The 15,813-nt window shown below is 72.5% G+C and carries 13 protein-coding genes; 8 read left to right on the top strand and 5 right to left on the bottom strand.

What is annotated here, in order from left to right:
- Window positions 1-53 precede the first annotated feature (53 nt).
- The 3 genes from ACIRQ9_RS28075 to ACIRQ9_RS28065 all read right to left on the bottom strand — a co-directional run bounded on the left by ACIRQ9_RS28075 (window position 54) and on the right by ACIRQ9_RS28065 (window position 4,664).
- Complete coding sequence (locus ACIRQ9_RS28075) at window positions 54-2,477, bottom strand: dolichyl-phosphate beta-glucosyltransferase (protein ID WP_404179190.1); 2,424 nt, start codon at window positions 2,475-2,477, stop codon at window positions 54-56.
- A complete protein-coding gene (locus tag ACIRQ9_RS28070) occupies window positions 2,474-3,172 on the bottom strand; it encodes a GntR family transcriptional regulator (protein ID WP_404179187.1) in 699 nt (232 codons plus the stop codon). Before ACIRQ9_RS28070 ends, ACIRQ9_RS28075 begins: the two co-directional genes overlap by 4 nt.
- A 136-nt stretch (window positions 3,173-3,308) precedes the next feature.
- A complete protein-coding gene (locus tag ACIRQ9_RS28065) occupies window positions 3,309-4,664 on the bottom strand; it encodes an aspartate aminotransferase family protein (protein WP_404179184.1) in 1,356 nt (451 codons plus the stop codon).
- Between the two features lie 210 nt (window positions 4,665-4,874).
- Between ACIRQ9_RS28065 and ACIRQ9_RS28060 the strand changes: the two genes are divergently transcribed.
- On the top strand, window positions 4,875-6,623 hold the full coding sequence (locus ACIRQ9_RS28060) for a serine/threonine-protein kinase (protein ID WP_404179181.1): 1,749 nt from the start codon (window positions 4,875-4,877) through the stop codon (window positions 6,621-6,623).
- Window positions 6,624-6,689: 66 nt separating this feature from the next.
- On the opposite strand, the gene ACIRQ9_RS28055 is transcribed toward ACIRQ9_RS28060, so the two are convergent.
- The gene (locus ACIRQ9_RS28055; RefSeq protein ID WP_404179178.1) at window positions 6,690-7,844 is read right to left on the bottom strand and encodes a Gfo/Idh/MocA family protein; all 1,155 of its coding nucleotides are present in this window, start codon (window positions 7,842-7,844) and stop codon (window positions 6,690-6,692) included.
- 120 nt (window positions 7,845-7,964) lie between these two features.
- On the bottom strand, window positions 7,965-8,717 hold the full coding sequence (locus ACIRQ9_RS28050; RefSeq protein WP_404179175.1) for an SLATT domain-containing protein: 753 nt from the start codon (window positions 8,715-8,717) through the stop codon (window positions 7,965-7,967).
- Between the two features lie 303 nt (window positions 8,718-9,020).
- Between ACIRQ9_RS28050 and ACIRQ9_RS28045 the strand changes: the two genes are divergently transcribed.
- The 7 genes from ACIRQ9_RS28045 to ACIRQ9_RS28015 all read left to right on the top strand — a co-directional run bounded on the left by ACIRQ9_RS28045 (window position 9,021) and on the right by ACIRQ9_RS28015 (window position 15,780).
- Window positions 9,021-9,365 carry a YbaB/EbfC family nucleoid-associated protein gene (locus ACIRQ9_RS28045; protein WP_351940561.1) on the top strand — a complete coding sequence of 115 codons (345 nt, stop codon included), beginning with the start codon at window positions 9,021-9,023 and terminating at the stop codon, window positions 9,363-9,365.
- Window positions 9,366-9,471: 106 nt separating this feature from the next.
- The gene (gene recR / locus ACIRQ9_RS28040) at window positions 9,472-10,071 is read left to right on the top strand and encodes a recombination mediator RecR (RefSeq protein WP_404179171.1); all 600 of its coding nucleotides are present in this window, start codon (window positions 9,472-9,474) and stop codon (window positions 10,069-10,071) included.
- The gene (locus tag ACIRQ9_RS28035; RefSeq protein WP_404179168.1) at window positions 10,064-10,723 is read left to right on the top strand and encodes a DUF5063 domain-containing protein; all 660 of its coding nucleotides are present in this window, start codon (window positions 10,064-10,066) and stop codon (window positions 10,721-10,723) included. Before recR ends, ACIRQ9_RS28035 begins: the two co-directional genes overlap by 8 nt.
- A 236-nt stretch (window positions 10,724-10,959) precedes the next feature.
- Complete coding sequence (locus tag ACIRQ9_RS28030; protein ID WP_404179165.1) at window positions 10,960-12,231, top strand: aspartate kinase; 1,272 nt, start codon at window positions 10,960-10,962, stop codon at window positions 12,229-12,231.
- Complete coding sequence (locus ACIRQ9_RS28025; RefSeq protein ID WP_404179162.1) at window positions 12,228-13,307, top strand: aspartate-semialdehyde dehydrogenase; 1,080 nt, start codon at window positions 12,228-12,230, stop codon at window positions 13,305-13,307. Before ACIRQ9_RS28030 ends, ACIRQ9_RS28025 begins: the two co-directional genes overlap by 4 nt.
- Before the next feature lie 473 nt (window positions 13,308-13,780).
- Window positions 13,781-14,458, top strand: coding sequence for a SigE family RNA polymerase sigma factor (locus ACIRQ9_RS28020; protein ID WP_404179159.1), 678 nt, complete (start codon window positions 13,781-13,783; stop codon window positions 14,456-14,458).
- A gap of 239 nt (window positions 14,459-14,697) precedes the next feature.
- Entirely contained in the window at window positions 14,698-15,780 is a 1,083-nt protein-coding gene (locus ACIRQ9_RS28015; protein ID WP_404179156.1) for a hypothetical protein, read from the top strand.
- Window positions 15,781-15,813: the final 33 nt, after the last annotated feature.

The raw sequence follows: 15,813 nt of genomic DNA, 5'->3' as shown, positions 1-15,813 counted from the left end.
CACAGCACGTGCTCAGCTAGACGGTCTGGGAAGAGTAGTCGGTGCGGGGCCGCTCAGCTCCCCTCGTGCAGGTCCCATACCCAGACCCCACCGGTCCACCTACCGGGTTTTCCGGTCAGAGCCTGCAGAGCCTGCCGCAGCTTGTCGTCGTTGGGCTGCGGCGCGACCACCAGGACGCCCGCCTTCCAGTACGCGAAGTCCTTGCGCGCCTGCGCCCGCCAGTTCTTGCCGATCACCGGCACCTTCCCGGTGTAGCGGACGTCGCGCAGCATGTCGGAGGTGAAGCGCGGGACGGCGCCGTAGATGCCGATGCGGTCCTCGCCGTAGGGGCCGTTGAAGTACCCGCCGGGCACCTTGAAGCCGAGGTCCGCGGCCGTCTGCCAGTGCAGCGCCTCCGCGGAGCCGGGATCGGGCAGCGGCAGCGGCACCAGGGACTCGCCCCTGCCCACGTACGACGTCCACATCCCGCTCGTCACGAACTCCGGGACCGGCGTCCGGGGCGCGGACTTGAGCGGGGCCGGGACGATCGGGAGCAGCGCGACCACGAGCGCGAGCAGGCCGAAGTACTGGGTGCCGACTCGGCGGGCGCCCAGCACCTTCTCCAGCGCGAGCGCGAGGAGCACGCCGAGCGCCGGGGCGCAGATCATCGCCACCCGGCCCTCGATCACCGACTCGAAGAGCGGCAGCTTGCGCACCAGCGCCCACGGGCCGGAGTACACGGTGTCCGTCAGCGGGATGCGGATCTTCGGGCCCATGGACAGGACCGCAGCGGCCACCGCCGTGAACGCCAGCGCCTTGACCAGCGGCCGCGACCAGAGCCGTACCGTGATCGCGAAGGCGAGCAGGACCAGCGGCCAGCCGTAGAAGGCGTTCTGCTCGGTCGGGTTGAGGGACAGCTCGTTGGCGCGGGCCGCGTCCCCGAAGAGCATCGAGCGCTCGGAGAAGCCGAGGAGCGACAGCGGGCTGTTTCCGGCGTTGTCGCCGTGCAGCACGCTGTGGTAGCTCTGCGGGCCGCTGAACTGCCAGTACAGGGGATAGGCGACGACCGGCAGGCAGACCGCGCCCGCGATCAGCAGGCCCTTGCCCAGCGGACGCCAGGACTCCCTCGCCACCTCGGGCCGTGCGGCCGCGTACGCGGCGGCGAACAGGACCATGCCGAGCGCCGCGAGCAGGAACGGCTCCTCGCCCAGGAAGACCTGGTAGGCCGCCATCAGACCGAGCACGATCCCGTTCCGCCTCACCCGGGTGCCCGCCGCCAGCCGCAGGGCGCGGTCGATGATCAGCGGGATCATGAACAGGATCACGAAGTTGGGATGGGCGTTGGCGTGGCTGACCATCGGCGGCGCGAAGGCCGCCAGGGCCGCGCCGAGGAAGGCGGCACCCCGGTGCCGTACCACCCGCCTGACGAGCAGCCAGTACCAGGCGACGGCGGTCCCGGCCAGGCCGAGCGCCATGCAGACCGACAGGGAGACGGCCGGTCCGGCGAGCAGCGTGAGCGGGGCGAGGGGGACGGAGACGCCCAGCATGACCGTGTTGGCCATCAGGTTGACGCCGTCGGGGAAGTTCTGGAGGTCGGAGAAGAACGGGTTGCGCAGGTGCGCGAGGTTGTCCGCGGTCACCGCGAAGAACCACTCCCACTGGTTCTGGTCCTGGAGGGAGTCGGTGAGGTAGCGGTGGCCCGGATCGAAGAAGCGGCCCGAGTACAGGGCGACCGACAGGACCAGGAAGAGCACCGGGACCAGCAGGTCGGCCGGGCGCAGCCGGCGCAGCCGCAGCCGGGCCAGGTCGGCGAGGACCTTCGGGTAGGCCAGCGGGCCGACCTTGGAGCCGGGCTGGTGGCTCCAGCGGACCGGCACCTCGGCGATCGAGCCGCCGTCGCGGTGCAGGTGCTGGAGGACCTCGACGTCGATGCCCCAGCCGTCCAGCCGCGAGCCGGCGAAGGCCTCGCGGGCCCGGTCGCCGTCGAACAGCTTGAAACCGCACTGGGTGTCCTTGATGCCGGGCACCGCGGTGGCCCGTATCAGCAGGTTCCCGGCACGCCCGAGCAGCTCGCGCAGCCGGTGCTGGTGGTCGGATATCTCCGCGCCGGGCACCGCGCGCGACCCGATCGCCGCCGCACAGCCCTCGCCGAGCGCCTTGTCGAGCTGCTCCAGTTCCTCGATCGGGGCCGCCAGGTCGGCGTCGGTGACCAGCACCCGGCGGCCGGTGCTGGCGGCCACCCCGAGGCGCAGGGCGCTGCCCTTGCCGCGGTTGCGGTCGCCGGCGACCAGCCGGACACGCGGACGTCCTAATGCGGCGACCTCGCGCGTCCCGTCGGTGGAACCGTCGTCGGAGACGATCACTTCCCAGGTGCCGAAGCGGCTCTCGTTGTCGGCGAGGTAGCGGGTGACGGCGTCGAGCGTCGGGCCGAGCCGCGCCTCCTCGTTGTAGGCGGGGATGACCACGGACAGGTCGACGGTCTCCTGGGGCGCGGTCATCCGTTCTCCGACAGACGCTCGATGAGGGCGAGGGAGTGTGCGTTGTACGCGGCGACGATCGCGCGGGCGCCCTCGATGTCCCGCCGGGACAGCGTGTCGACCAGCTCGGTGTGCCGGGACCACAGCTGTCCGCGCGGATCGGGCAGCCGGCGCAGGTGCCGGACCGCGCACACCCAGGACTGCACGCGCAGCCGGTGCAGGAAGTCGCCGAGGTAGGGGTTGCCGAACAGCGTGGACAGCTCACGCCAGAAGCGCAGGTCGTAGCCGATCAGCACGGAGAGGTCGCCGGCGGTGGCGGCCCGCTGGGCCTCTTCGCCGCGCCTGCGGACGGCGGCCAGGGCGGCCGCGACCCGTGGCTCCCGGGGGTCCTTGAAGGCGGGGTGGCGGCCGTCGGCGAGGGCGTGGAACATGCCGTCCACGACCAGGCTGCGGGCCTCGATCATGTTCCGGTAGTCGGTGAGCGAGTACTCGGGGACCCGGAAGCCGCGGTGCTGGTCGGCGTCGAGGACGCCCTGCGCGGACAGGTCTACCAGGGCCTCGCGGACCGGTGTGGCGGAGACCCCGTACTGGTCGGCGATCTCCTTGACCGTGAACTCACGGCCCGGCTGGAGGCGCCCGGCGAGCACCTCGTCACGGAGCGCGTCCGCGATCTGCTGGCGCAGCGTACTGCGGGTCACAGCGCCGTTGCCCGGCATGGTCGGGTGCCTCTCCTCACGCGTTCAGGTGACGTGCTCGCTTACATGTACATCTACGAGCACGCCACCTTACGCGTTCGGGTTCCGCGAGTACTCCTTCCGGTGCCGCGGCGGTCCGGGGGAGCGCGGGGCGCCGCTACACCGTGTACGCGTCGGCCACGCTCAGCGCGGCGTCGAGCGCCTCGAACCCCTCCTTCAGCTCCGCCTCGCTGACGTTGCACGGCGGCACGACGTGCGTGCGGTTCATGTTCACGAACGGCCACAGACCGTGCTGCTTGGCGGCGGCCGTGAACGCGGCCATCGGCGCGTTCGCCTCCCCGGCCGCGTTGTACGGCACCAGCGGCTCCCGGGTCTCCCGGCTCCGCACCAGGTCCAGCGCCCAGAACATGCCGGTGCCGCGCACCTCGCCGACGCTCGGGTGCCGCTCGGCCAGCGCGGCCAGAGCGGGGCCGACGACGTCCGCGCCGAGCCGCTTCGCGTTCTCGACGACGCCTTCCTCCGCCATCACCCCGATGGTGGCGACGGCGGCGGCGCAGGCCAGCGGATGCCCGGAGTACGTCAGCCCGCCCGGGTAGGGCCGCCGGGCGAACGTCTCGGCGATCCGCCCGCTGATCGCGACACCGCCGAGCGGCACGTACCCGCTGTTCACGCCCTTGGCGAAGGTCATCAGGTCGGGTACGACGCCGAACAGGTCGGCGGCGAACCACTCACCGGTGCGCCCGAACCCGGCCATGACCTCGTCCAGGACGAAGACGATCCCGTGCCGGTCGCAGAGCTCGCGGACGCCCGCCAGGTAGCCGGGCGGCGGGAGCATGATCCCGGCGGTCCCCGGCACGGTCTCCAGGACGATCGCCGCGACCGTGCCCGGCCCCTCGAACGCGATCGTGGTCTCCAGGTGCTCCAGCGCCCGCGCGGTCTCCTGCTCCTCGGTCTCGGCGTAGAAGCGCGAGCGGTACAGGAAGGGCGCCCAGAAGTGCACGACCCCGGCCGCGGCACCGTCGGAGGCCCAGCGGCGCGGGTCGCCGGTGAGGTTGATCGCCTGCTGGGTGCCGCCGTGGTACGAGCGGTAGGCGGAGAGCACCTTCGGGCGGCCGGTGTGCAGCCGGGCCATCCGCACGGCGTGCTCGATCGCGTCCGCGCCCCCGTTGGTGAAGAAGATCTTGTCCAGGTCGCCGGGGGTCCGCTCGGCGATCAGCCGGGCCGCCTCCGACCTGGCCTCCACGGCGAACGCGGGCGCGAAGGTGGTCATCTTCGCGGCCTGCTCCTGGATCGCGGCGACGACCTTCGGATGCTGGTAGCCGATGTTGGTGAAGACGAGCCCGCTGGTGAAATCCAGGTAACGCCTGCCGTCGTAGTCCCAGAAGTACGACCCTTCGGCACCGGCCACGGCCGGCGGGTCGATGAGTTCCTGCGCGGACCAGGAGTGGAAGACGTGCGCGCGGTCGGCCGCCTTGACGGCGGCTCCGGCCTGGGGATTGGGCTGAGGGGTCATGGCGCCGAGCCTAGGAGTATCCGGCGCGGGCGCGATATCGGCGACATGTTCCATGGTCAGGGGGATTCCGCGACAGTTTGTCCACAGCCGGTGGATGCGCCGGAGGGAACGGCACCTGTTACGCAACCGTAGACAAGGCGGGTCCCGGGTGCCCGGGCGGCCGGAATATTCTCGGCTGGATCACACATGTGGAGAAGGGGCGGATCTGCCATGGAGAAGCTGGGGCCCGGGGATCCGCAGCACATCGGGAGGTACCGGCTGCTGGCGCTGCTCGGCGCGGGCGGCATGGGGCAGGTGTATCTCGCCCGCTCGGAGCGCGGCCGGACCGTCGCCGTCAAGCTGGTGAGGGCCGAACTCGCCGCCCAGGAGGACTTCAGGGCCCGTTTCCGCCAGGAGGTGCGCAACGCGCAGCGGGTCGGCGGGTTCTGGACCGCGCCCGTCCTGGACGCCGACACCGAGGCCGCCGTGCCGTGGGTGGCCACCGGCTACGTCGCCGGGCCGAGCCTCCAGAGGATCGTCGAGCACGACCACGGGCCGCTGCCCGAGCGGTCGGTGCGGATCCTCGCCGCCGGGCTGGCGCACGCGCTCGCCAACATCCACGCCGCCGGGATCGTCCACCGCGACCTCAAGCCGTCCAACGTGATGCTCACGATAGAGGGACCCCGGGTCATCGACTTCGGGATCGCGCGGGCCCTGGAGACCCTCCCGGGGGAGGGCATCACCACCACCGGATCGCTGGTCGGCTCCCCGGCCTTCATGGCCCCCGAGCAGGTGCGCGGCGACCGGATCACCCCGGCCTCCGACGTCTTCAGCCTCGGCTCGGTGCTCGCCTACGCGGCCACCGGCCGGCTTCCCTTCGGTGCCACCGAGGGCGGTGCGCACGCGCAGCTCTTCCGCATCGCGCAGGAGGAGCCCGACCTGGCCGGGCTTCCCGAGGGCATCGCCGACGTGGTCCGCGACTGCCTCCGCAAGGACCCGGCGACCCGTCCCTCGCTGGACGCCATCCTGGCCAGGACGGGAGCGGTCGACACGGTCGAGGAGGGCCGCTCCCGCGACCCCTGGCTGCCGGGGTCGCTGGTGGCCCAGCTGGGCCGGCACGCGGTGGAACTGCTGGAGGTGGAGGACCCGACGCTGTACGGGTCCGCGGCGCAGTCCCCGCGGAGCGGCGCGGCCGGCCCGTGGGCGTGGGGCGGTGCCGTGCAGGCGCGGCCGGCCGCGCCGCAGCCGGCACCCGGCTCGCCGTCCCCCGAACACGCCCCGGCCCATCCCGCCTACGGCCACCCCCAGCAGCACCCGCAGCCGGCGTCGTACAACCCCTACACCACCGTCGCCACCCCCGAACCCGCTCCCCGTTTCCCCGCCCCCCAGCCGCCGCCCCCGCCCTACGACCCGGCTCCCGACGAGGAGCCGGGCCGCAACCGCCGTTCGGTGCTCCTCGTCGCGGTCGCCCTGGTGGTGATGCTGGCCGCCGGCGGTTCCGTGTACGCGCTCCTGGGCAGCGGCGGTGACGACGACAAGGCCGGCGGCCCCGCCGACCCCGCCCCCTCGGCGCCCGCCCGGACCTCCGCCGGGGAACCGGCGCCCACCGGATCGCCGTCCTCCCCGTCTCCCTCGGCCGGCAGCGTGCCCACCGGCTTCCTCGGCACCTGGGCCACCTCGATCGACAACTCCACCGGCCACAACACCCGGCGACTCACCATCCGGCAGGGTGCCGTCGGCGACCCGGTGCTGACCCTGGTCGCCGAAGGACCCGGCTATCACTGCGAGTTCGACGCGAAACTCACCGGGAAGCCGGCCACGGGCGGCCCGTTGGAGATCGGCCCCTCCACGGTGACGGCCGGTGAGCCCCGTTCGTCGTGCAGCGCCGGAGAGGCCACCGAGGTGACCCTGCTGGCGGACGGCCGGCTGAAGCGGGTCCGCAAGGACGGCGAGGAGAGCCTCACCTACAGCAAGCAGTGAACTCCCGCTGCCACTGAGGACGACCCGACGGCGAAGGCGGTGCGCTGCGGGGGAAGACGGGCCGGTTCAGCCGAGGCTCACCCAGGTGCCCTCCGCGGCCGAGCGGCTCATCGCGTCGAGGGCGGTCGCGCTGCGCACGGCGTCCGTCAGGGTCGGGCCGTAGGGGCTGCCCTCGGCTATGGAGCGCAGGAAGGCGCGGGCCTCCACGACCTTGAGGTCGTCGTAGCCCATGGCGTTGGCCGCGCCCGGCTGGAAGGCGCCGTACTCGCCGTGCCCGGGACCGACGAAGACCGTGGCGACCGGCTGGTCCTGGTAGGAGGTGCCGCGGCTGACCCCCAGCTCGCCCATCCGCCGGTAGTCCCACAGGACGGCGCCCCGGGTGCCGTGCACCTCGAAGCCGTAGTTGTTCTGCTCCCCGACCGAGACCCGGCAGGCCTCCAGCACGCCGCGGGCACCGGAGGCGAAGCGCAGCAGGCAGCTGACGTAGTCCTCGTTCTCGACCGGGCCGAGCACGCCGCCGGTGGCCAGGGTGTGGCCGGCGGTGGCGCCGGTCGGGCGGGCGCGCTCGGGGATGAAGACGGCGGTGTCGGCGGCGAGCGCGGTGATGTCGCCGAGCAGGAAACGGGCCAGGTCGACACCGTGCGAGGCGAGGTCGCCGAGGACCCCGGCGCCGCCGCGGGCCCGCTCGTAGCGCCAGGTCAGGGCGCCGTCCGGGTGTGCCGCGTAGTCGCTGAGGAGACGGATGCGGACGTGCGTGACGGTGCCCAGCTCGCCGGAGGCGATCAGGTCACGGGCGTAGGCGACGGCGGGCGCGTTGCGGTAGTTGAAGCCGACCGTGCCCTGGACGCCGGCCTTCGCGACGGCGTCGGCGACCGCGCCGGCGTCCCCGGCGCTCAGCCCGACCGGCTTCTCGATCCACAGGTGCTTGCCTGCCTCGGCCATCGCGACGCCGATCTCCCGGTGCAGGAAGTTCGGCGCGGTGACGCTGACGGCGTGGACGCGCGGGTCGGCGGCGACCTCGCGCCAGTCGCGGGCGGTGGACGCGAACCCGAACCGGGCGGCGGCCTCCTCGGCCCGGCCGGGCACCTCCTCGGCGACGGTCACCAGCTCGGGACGGACGGACAGCTCCGGGAAGTGGTGGAGGACCCGCTGGTAGGCCTGGGTGTGCACCCGCCCCATCCAGCCGAACCCGACGACGGCGACGCCGAGCGTACGCACCATGTGGCTGCCCCTCTTCGGAACCGTTGCGCGGACTGTCCGCTCACGATGGGGCGCGGCTTCCGTGGATGTCAAGACATTAGGGCGTCGTGACAAAGCCGTCGGCTACGGGATCGGCCGGTGTCACCGGGGCTCCGGCGGCCGCTGCCTGGGCATGTTGGGGCGGCTGCCGTTCGCGCCCGGCGGCATCGGGAAGCGGCCGCCCAGATGTCCCGCGTCCGCGCGCGGCCCGGCCGTCACCGTCGCCTGCATACCGAGCGGCGCCGGACCGGTCCGGAACTCCACCATCCAGTCCGCCGTCTCCGTGCGGACCAGTTCCGTCACGTCCTCCGAGAACCGCCGCAGCACCGCGAGGCACCGCTCGGCCGCCTCGCTCGCCGTGCCCTCCGCCGGTCCCAGCACCTCCCGGACGCTCTCCGAGGCCCAGTCGAACTGGAGCACCTGGAGCCGCCGCTGCACCGCCTGCGCGGTCGCCATGTCCCTTATCCAGCCGGAGGTCACCCCGAAGAACCGGTCGATGCCCACGCACGCCACCGCCATCAGCAGGGCGAGGTAACCCCAGGGCGCGACGCCGCCGACCACCCCGGTGAGGTCGAGGAGCGGCAGCGCGGCGCCCAGCACGGCGCCCACGGCCGCCCCGCACCGCAGCGCCCGCGCTCCCCGCCGCTTCCAGATCCGGTCCGACAGGTACCACTCGGCGGTCCCCAGCGCCCCGCGCTCCACCCACCGGTACAGCTCGTCGAGCCGCTCGGCCGGTTCACCCCAGTCCCCGAGCGGGAACGGGCGCCCGGTCAGATCACCCGGCCGCAGTCCGGCCGCGCCCTCGCCCCGCCCTTCCTGAGGCGGTCCCTCGGGCTGCATCTCCGGCTGGCCCACCCGGCACTCCCTACTGATCACAACCGCTCACGTTCCGTGACATTGGATCGTCATGGTGCACGTGACCATGGATGCTGACGACGGGCACCCTTCCTACCGCCCAATGGGTGGCGAAGGCCTGGCTTTCGGCTCTTTTCCGCTCGGAAGTGGGCCTTGATCAGGTATAGGGCCGCCAGGATTCTCACTCGAAAGTGTGGCGGGGCGATGGCCGCGTCGAGCACGTAGGCTCATCCACAGCAGTGCAGAACCGGCAAGACGCCGAGCAGGACGCAGACGACACGGACGCGGAACCAGGAGCTGATCGTGATCCCCGGTGGTGGCCAGCCCAACATGCAGCAGTTGCTCCAGCAGGCCCAGAAGATGCAGGAGGACCTGGCGCGGGCCCAGGAGGAGCTGGCGAACACGGAGGTCGACGGGCAGGCGGGCGGTGGGCTGGTGACGGCCACCGTGACCGGCGCCGGCGAACTCCGCACGCTGAAGATCGACCCGAAGGCGGTGGACCCGGAGGACACCGAGACCCTCGCCGACCTGGTCGTCGCGGCCGTCCAGGCGGCCAACGCGAACGCCCAGGCGCTCCAGCAGCAGAAGCTCGGCCCGCTCACGCAGGGGCTCGGCGGCGGCAGCGGCATCCCCGGTCTGCCGTTCTGATCTGGCCGTTCTGATGTTCGTCGCCCGTGCGACACCCGTACCGCCTTCCTAGGACAGGCGGCAGCCAACTACGGTACGTACCGAAGACTCCAGGAAGGGCAGTCCGTTGTACGAAGGCGTGGTCCAGGACCTCATCGACGAGCTGGGGCGGTTGCCCGGCGTCGGTCCGAAGAGCGCGCAGCGGATCGCCTTCCACATCCTGCAGGCGGAGCCGGCGGACGTACGGCGGCTCGCCCAGGCCCTCCTGGAGGTCAAGGCCAAGGTCCGGTTCTGCGCGGTCTGCGGCAACGTGGCGCAGGAGGAGCTGTGCACCATCTGCCGTGACCCGCGCCGCGACCAGTCGGTGATCTGCGTGGTCGAGGAGCCCAAGGACGTGGTCGCCATCGAGCGCACCCGCGAGTTCCGCGGGCGGTACCACGTGCTCGGCGGCGCGATCAGCCCGATCGAGGGCGTCGGCCCCGACGACCTGCGGATCAGGGAACTGCTCGCCCGGCTGGCCGACGGCGCGGTCACCGAACTCATCCTGGCCACGGACCCCAACCTGGAGGGCGAGGCGACCGCCACCTACCTCGCCCGCATGATCAAACCCATGGGCCTGAAGGTCACCCGCCTGGCCAGCGGCCTCCCGGTGGGCGGCGACCTGGAATACGCGGACGAGGTCACCCTCGGACGCGCCTTCGAGGGGAGACGACTCCTAGATGTCTGACGCCACACTGCACGCGACCGCCCAGGACCCCGACGACTTCGCGGTCCAGATCGCCGACCAGGTCGAGAGCTTCCTGGTGGCCGTCACGGAGGTGGCCAAGGGCGACGAGCCGGACTCGGCGGTGCCCTTCCTCCTCCTGGAGGTCTCCCAGCTGCTGCTGGCCGGCGGCCGCCTCGGCGCGCACGAGGACATCGTCCCCGACGAGCGCTACGAGCCGGACCTGGGTCCCGAGCCGGACGTCGACGAGCTGCGCGAGAACTTCGCCCGCATGCTGGAGCCGATCGACGTCTACTCCGAGGTCTTCGACCCGTACGAACCCCGCAGGGCGCCCGTCCCGGCCCGTATCTCGGACGACCTGGCCGACATCGTCGCCGACCTCCGGCACGGCATGGCCCACTACCGGGCCGGCCGCACCACGGAGGCGCTGTGGTGGTGGCAGTTCTCCTACTTCTCCAACTGGGGCCCGACGGCCTCCGCGACCCTGCGCGCCCTGCAGTCCATCCTCATCCACGTGCGCCTCAACCAGCCGCTGGCGGAGCTGGACGGCCTGGACACCGACCAGGCGGCGCTGGGCGACGAGACCCTGGAGTTCGAGGCGGGCCAGGTCATGCAGGAGGAGATCGGCGGACAGCTGGGCCTGCGGACCTCGTGAGCAGGCGCCCCGGCTGCCGGGGCACCGGACCGGTCCCGGCCTCGGCGCTCTCCTCGCCGCCGTCACTGTGAGCCACCGCACTTTCCCGAGTGGTGCGCGGTGCGCTGGGCATGTTCCGTCCCGGAAGCGAGCGGCGGAACCCTCCGTCACCACGTCTCACCATGCGGGAGCACGCCGGCGGGATCCGGCCGCTCGTTAAACTGAGCCGACAGAGACAAACCGAGCGAGGAGCGCACGTGGGCCTTGTCGTGCAGAAGTACGGAGGTTCCTCCGTTGCCGATGCCGAGGGCATCAAGCGCGTCGCCAAGCGGATCGTGGAAGCGAAGAAGAACGGCAACCAGGTGGTTGTCGTCGTTTCCGCGATGGGCGACACGACGGACGAGCTGATCGATCTGGCCGAGCAGGTGTCCCCGATGCCCGCCGGCCGCGAGTTCGACATGCTGCTGACCGCCGGAGAGCGGATCTCCATGGCCCTGCTGGCCATGGCGATCAAGAACCTGGGCCACGAGGCCCAGTCGTTCACCGGCAGCCAGGCGGGCGTCATCACCGACTCGGTGCACAACAAAGCCCGGATCATCGACGTCACGCCGGGGCGCATCAGGACGGCGCTGGACGAGGGCAACATCGCCATCGTCGCCGGATTCCAGGGCGTCAGCGCGGACAAGAAGGACATCACCACGCTGGGGCGCGGCGGGTCCGACACCACGGCCGTGGCGCTCGCCGCCGCGCTGGACGCCGAGGTCTGCGAGATCTACACCGACGTCGACGGTGTGTTCACCGCCGACCCGCGCGTGGTGAAGAAGGCGCGGAAGATCGACTGGATCTCCTTCGAGGACATGCTGGAGCTCGCCGCCTCCGGTTCCAAGGTGCTGCTCCACCGCTGTGTGGAGTACGCACGCCGATACAACATCCCGATCCACGTCCGGTCCAGCTTCAGCGGACTCCAGGGCACATGGGTCAGCAGTCAGCCGATTGGGGACAAGAAGGTGGAGCAGGCCATCATCTCCGGTGTCGCGCACGACACCTCCGAGGCCAAGATCACGGTCGTCGGTGTGCCGGACAAGCCGGGTGAGGCCGCAGCCATCTTCCGGACCATCGCCGACGCCCAGGTCAACATCGACATGGTCGTGCAGAACGTGTCCGCCGCCGCCACCGGTCTGACGGACATCTCCTTCACCCTGCCGAAGACCGAGGGCCGCAAGGCCATCGACGCCCTGGAGCGCAACCGGGCCGGCATCGGGTTCGACTCGCTGCGCTACGACGACCAGATCGGCAAGATCTCGCTGGTCGGCGCGGGCATGAAGACCAACCCGGGCGTCACGGCGTCCTTCTTCGAGGCGCTCAGCGACGCCGGGGTCAACATCGAGCTGATCTCGACCTCCGAGATCCGCATCTCGGTCGTCACCCGCGCCGACGACGTGCCCGAGGCCGTACGCGCCGTGCACACCGCCTTCGGGCTCGACTCCGCCAGCGACGAGGCCGTGGTCTACGGAGGCACCGGCCGATGACCGCCAAGCCGACGCTCGCGGTCGTGGGGGCGACCGGGGCCGTCGGCACGGTCATGCTCCAGATCCTGTCCCAGCGGGCGGACGTCTGGGGCGAGATCCGGCTGATCGCCTCGCCGCGCTCGGCCGGCCGCAAGCTGACCGTGCGCGGGGCGGAGGCCGAGGTCGTCGCCCTGTCGGAGGAAGCCTTCGACGGGGTCGACGTCGCGATGTTCGACGTGCCCGACGAGGTGTCCGCGCGCTGGGCGCCGGTCGCCGCGGCCAAGGGCGTCGTCGTGGTCGACAACTCCGGCGCCTTCCGGATGGACCCCGACGTGCCGCTGGTGGTGCCCGAGGTCAACGCGCACTGCGCCCGCAGCCGGCCGCGCGGCATCGTCGCCAACCCCAACTGCACCACCCTGTCGATGATCGTCGCCCTGGGCGCGCTGCACGCCGAGTTCGGGCTGCGCGAGCTGGTGGTGTCGTCGTACCAGGCGGTGAGCGGGGCCGGGCGGGCCGGCGTGGAGACGCTGCGGGCCCAGCTGTCGATGGTCGCCGGCACCGAGCTGGGCACCAAGCCCGGCGACGTGCGGCGGGCCGTCGGGGACAGCACGGGGCCGTTCCCCGAGCCGGTCGCGCTGAACGTCGTCCCGTGGGCCGGGTCGCTGCGCGAGGACGGCTGGTCGTCGGAGGAGATGAAGGTCCGGGACGAGTCCCGGAAGATCCTCGGGCTGCCGAAGCTGCCGGTCGCGGTCACCTGCGTCCGGGTCCCGGTGGTCACCACGCACTCCCTGACCGTGCACGCCCGCTTCCAGGGCGAGGTCACCGTCGACGGGGCCCGCGAGATCCTGGACACCGCGCCGGGCGTCGTCCTCTTCGACAATCCGGCCGCCGGGGAGTTCCCGACCCCGGCCGACGTGGTGGGCACCGATCCGACGTGGGTCGGGCGGGTACGGCGGGCGCTCGACGACCCGACCGCGCTGGAACTCTTCGTCTGCGGGGACAACCTTCGCAAAGGCGCCGCGCTCAACACCGCGCAGATCGCCGAACTGGTGGCGGCGGAACTGACCGGCCGTTCAGGGACGGCCGAGTTCGCGTGAACAGTCGGTGACCACGGGAAACGTCCTGGGTGGGAGCGCGCCCACGCGGGCCGTCCGGACCGGAAATGTGGCCATGAGCATGGTCCAAACCACTTGAACCTCGACCCCTTGGCGTTCGAAGATTTCCCTTCCTGTCCTCCGCAACCAAGCGGGCGGCGGGGAGCGTCTTTGCGGTCGCCCTCTTACGGGGCGCTTACGCGGCCGGCCTTCGGGCCATGGGGGCGCATGATCCTGGCGTGGGGACGCCGTGATCGGGGCGTGGGGACGTCCGTTCATATGGGACACAAGGGAAGAGCGGGACGCATGACGGCATCTGAGGCACCGTCGGGTGTGCTGCCGGACGCGCGCCGAACGGTCACCGCGACGCCGGCCGGCGGGCCCGGCACGCCCGGCGCGACCCCGTCCGGCGGGCCCGGCCCGAATGTGATGCCTGGCACGTACAACCCCGAGGGGGTCAGGCGTGTCCAACAGACGTGGCAGAGGTACTCGAACTCAGTGCGCCCCTCGGCGCGGCGGCCCTGCGGCCGCCGTCCCGCGCGGGCCTGCGCCCCCGTCCGCCCGGTGCGGCCGGCGGCATGCCGGTGATCGCGCCCATGCCCGCGGCGCGCCCCACCCGCATACCCGGCCAGCGCGACGGCGCCGAGGAGACGGTGGCGGCAGGCACCACCGTCGACCACCTCACCGAGACCTACCGGGCGCACTACCGTTCGCTGCTCGGCCTCGCCGCGCTCCTCCTCGACGACACCGCCTCCTGCGAGGACGTCGTCCAGGAGGCCTTCATCCGGGTCCACTCAGCCCGCAAACGCGTCCGTGACCCGGCGAAGACCCTGGCCTACCTGCGCCAGACGGTCGTCAACCTCTCCCGCTCCGCGCTGCGCCGCCGCATCCTTGGCCTCAAGCTCCTGTCCAAGCCGATGCCGGACATGGCGAGCGCCGAGGAGGGCGCCTACGACCAACTGGAGCGGCGCGACCTGATCAAGGCCATGAAGGGCCTGCAGCGCCGCCAGCGCGAGGTCCTCGTGCTGCGCTACTTCGCCGACATGACCGAGGCCCAGGTCGCCGAGACGCTCGGCATCTCGCTCGGCTCGGTGAAGGCGTACGGGTCGCGCGGCATCGCCGCACTGCGGGTCGCGATGGAGTCGGCGGCATGACGGACAGCCCCGAGGGAGGCGACTCGCATGATCGCCACGAGCCCTACGCCTGGCACGAGCCGACACCGGACGGTGCGTCACGCGCCGGCCGTGCGCCGCGCGGCTGCGACGGCCCGGGAGAACCGGACGGCCCGCGGGATGCGGGGGAGCGGCCCGGCGGCCACGACTCTCCCGGACGGCGGGAGCCCGCGCGGGACCACGAGCAAGAGCACACGCCATCGCACGCTGGGAACGGAACTGTGAACCACGGCCCCGACGACAAGAGCCCCGAGGACCTCGGACAGGGCTTCGGCGGGATCGGCCCCGACCACGACGGGCTCGGCACCGACGAACTGGCCCTGCGCCGCATGCTGCACTCCGCGGTCGACGACCTCGCGCCGCGCGACGGCGCCCTCGACCACCTGCGGCGCGCCGTCCCGGCCCGCCGCGCCCGCAAGCGCCAGGCCGCCGTCGGCATGGCGGCAGCGGCCCTGTTCATCGGCACCGCGATCCCCGCCCTGGTGCACGTCTCCCACTCCGGCGGCACCGACCCCAACACCTCCATGGCCGCCCAGGCCTCCCAGACCCAGGGCGGCTCCGGCGGCGGCAAGAACCCGGACGGCGGCTCCGGCACCGCGGGCGGCACCGGCGGCCGGCCGACCGGCCAGGAGTCCGGCGGCACCAAGGACAGCGGCAAGGACGAGAGCACCGGTTCCGTCGGCGGCACCAAGGTCGTCCCCTCCACCAGCGCCGGCACCACGGCCCCGGTCTGCACCTCGGACCAGCTCGGCACCCCGACCGCCACCGTCGGCGCCCCCGACTCGACGGGCGTCGTCTACGGCGGCTTCCGGGTCGTGAACGTCTCCAAGACCAGCTGCACCGTCGGCGGTCCCGGCACCGTGAGCCTGCTCGCGCAGGGCGCGGCCGACGCCGGCAAGCTCAGCGCCGTACGGCACGCCTCGGGCGACGCGGCGGCCGGACTCCCCGACCCGTCCGCCGAGCTGACCGGCCTGGTCCTGGCACCTGGCGCGGCCTTCGACGAGAAGTTCGGCTTCGTCCCGCTGGAGACCTGCCCGACCAGCGGCGACACCGGCGGATCCGGCGACACCGGCGGCCCGACGACCTCGCCGAGCCCGTCCGCGGACCCCGGCAGCGGCACCACCGGAACCACCACCTCGGGGTCGGAGGGCGTCACCAGCCAGCTGCTCACCGAGGGCGGCACGGCCGACGGCTCCGTCGCCGTCTCGTACACCCCCGAGGCCGGCTCCCCGGCCGGCTCCGCCACGGTGCCGAACGCGTGCGCCGGGACGGTCTACTGGACCGGGGTCCTCCCGGCGGTGTGACCGGCCGCGGCGCCCTGCCGCGCCCGCGGCCGG

Origin of the sequence: Streptomyces sp. NPDC101237 (assembly GCF_044767465.1) — a bacterium.
GTDB classification, from domain to species: Bacteria; Actinomycetota; Actinomycetes; order Streptomycetales; family Streptomycetaceae; genus Streptomyces; species Streptomyces gramineus.
The sequence above is the reverse complement of the archived record's forward strand: the minus strand, read 5'-3'. Positions and strand labels throughout refer to the sequence as shown.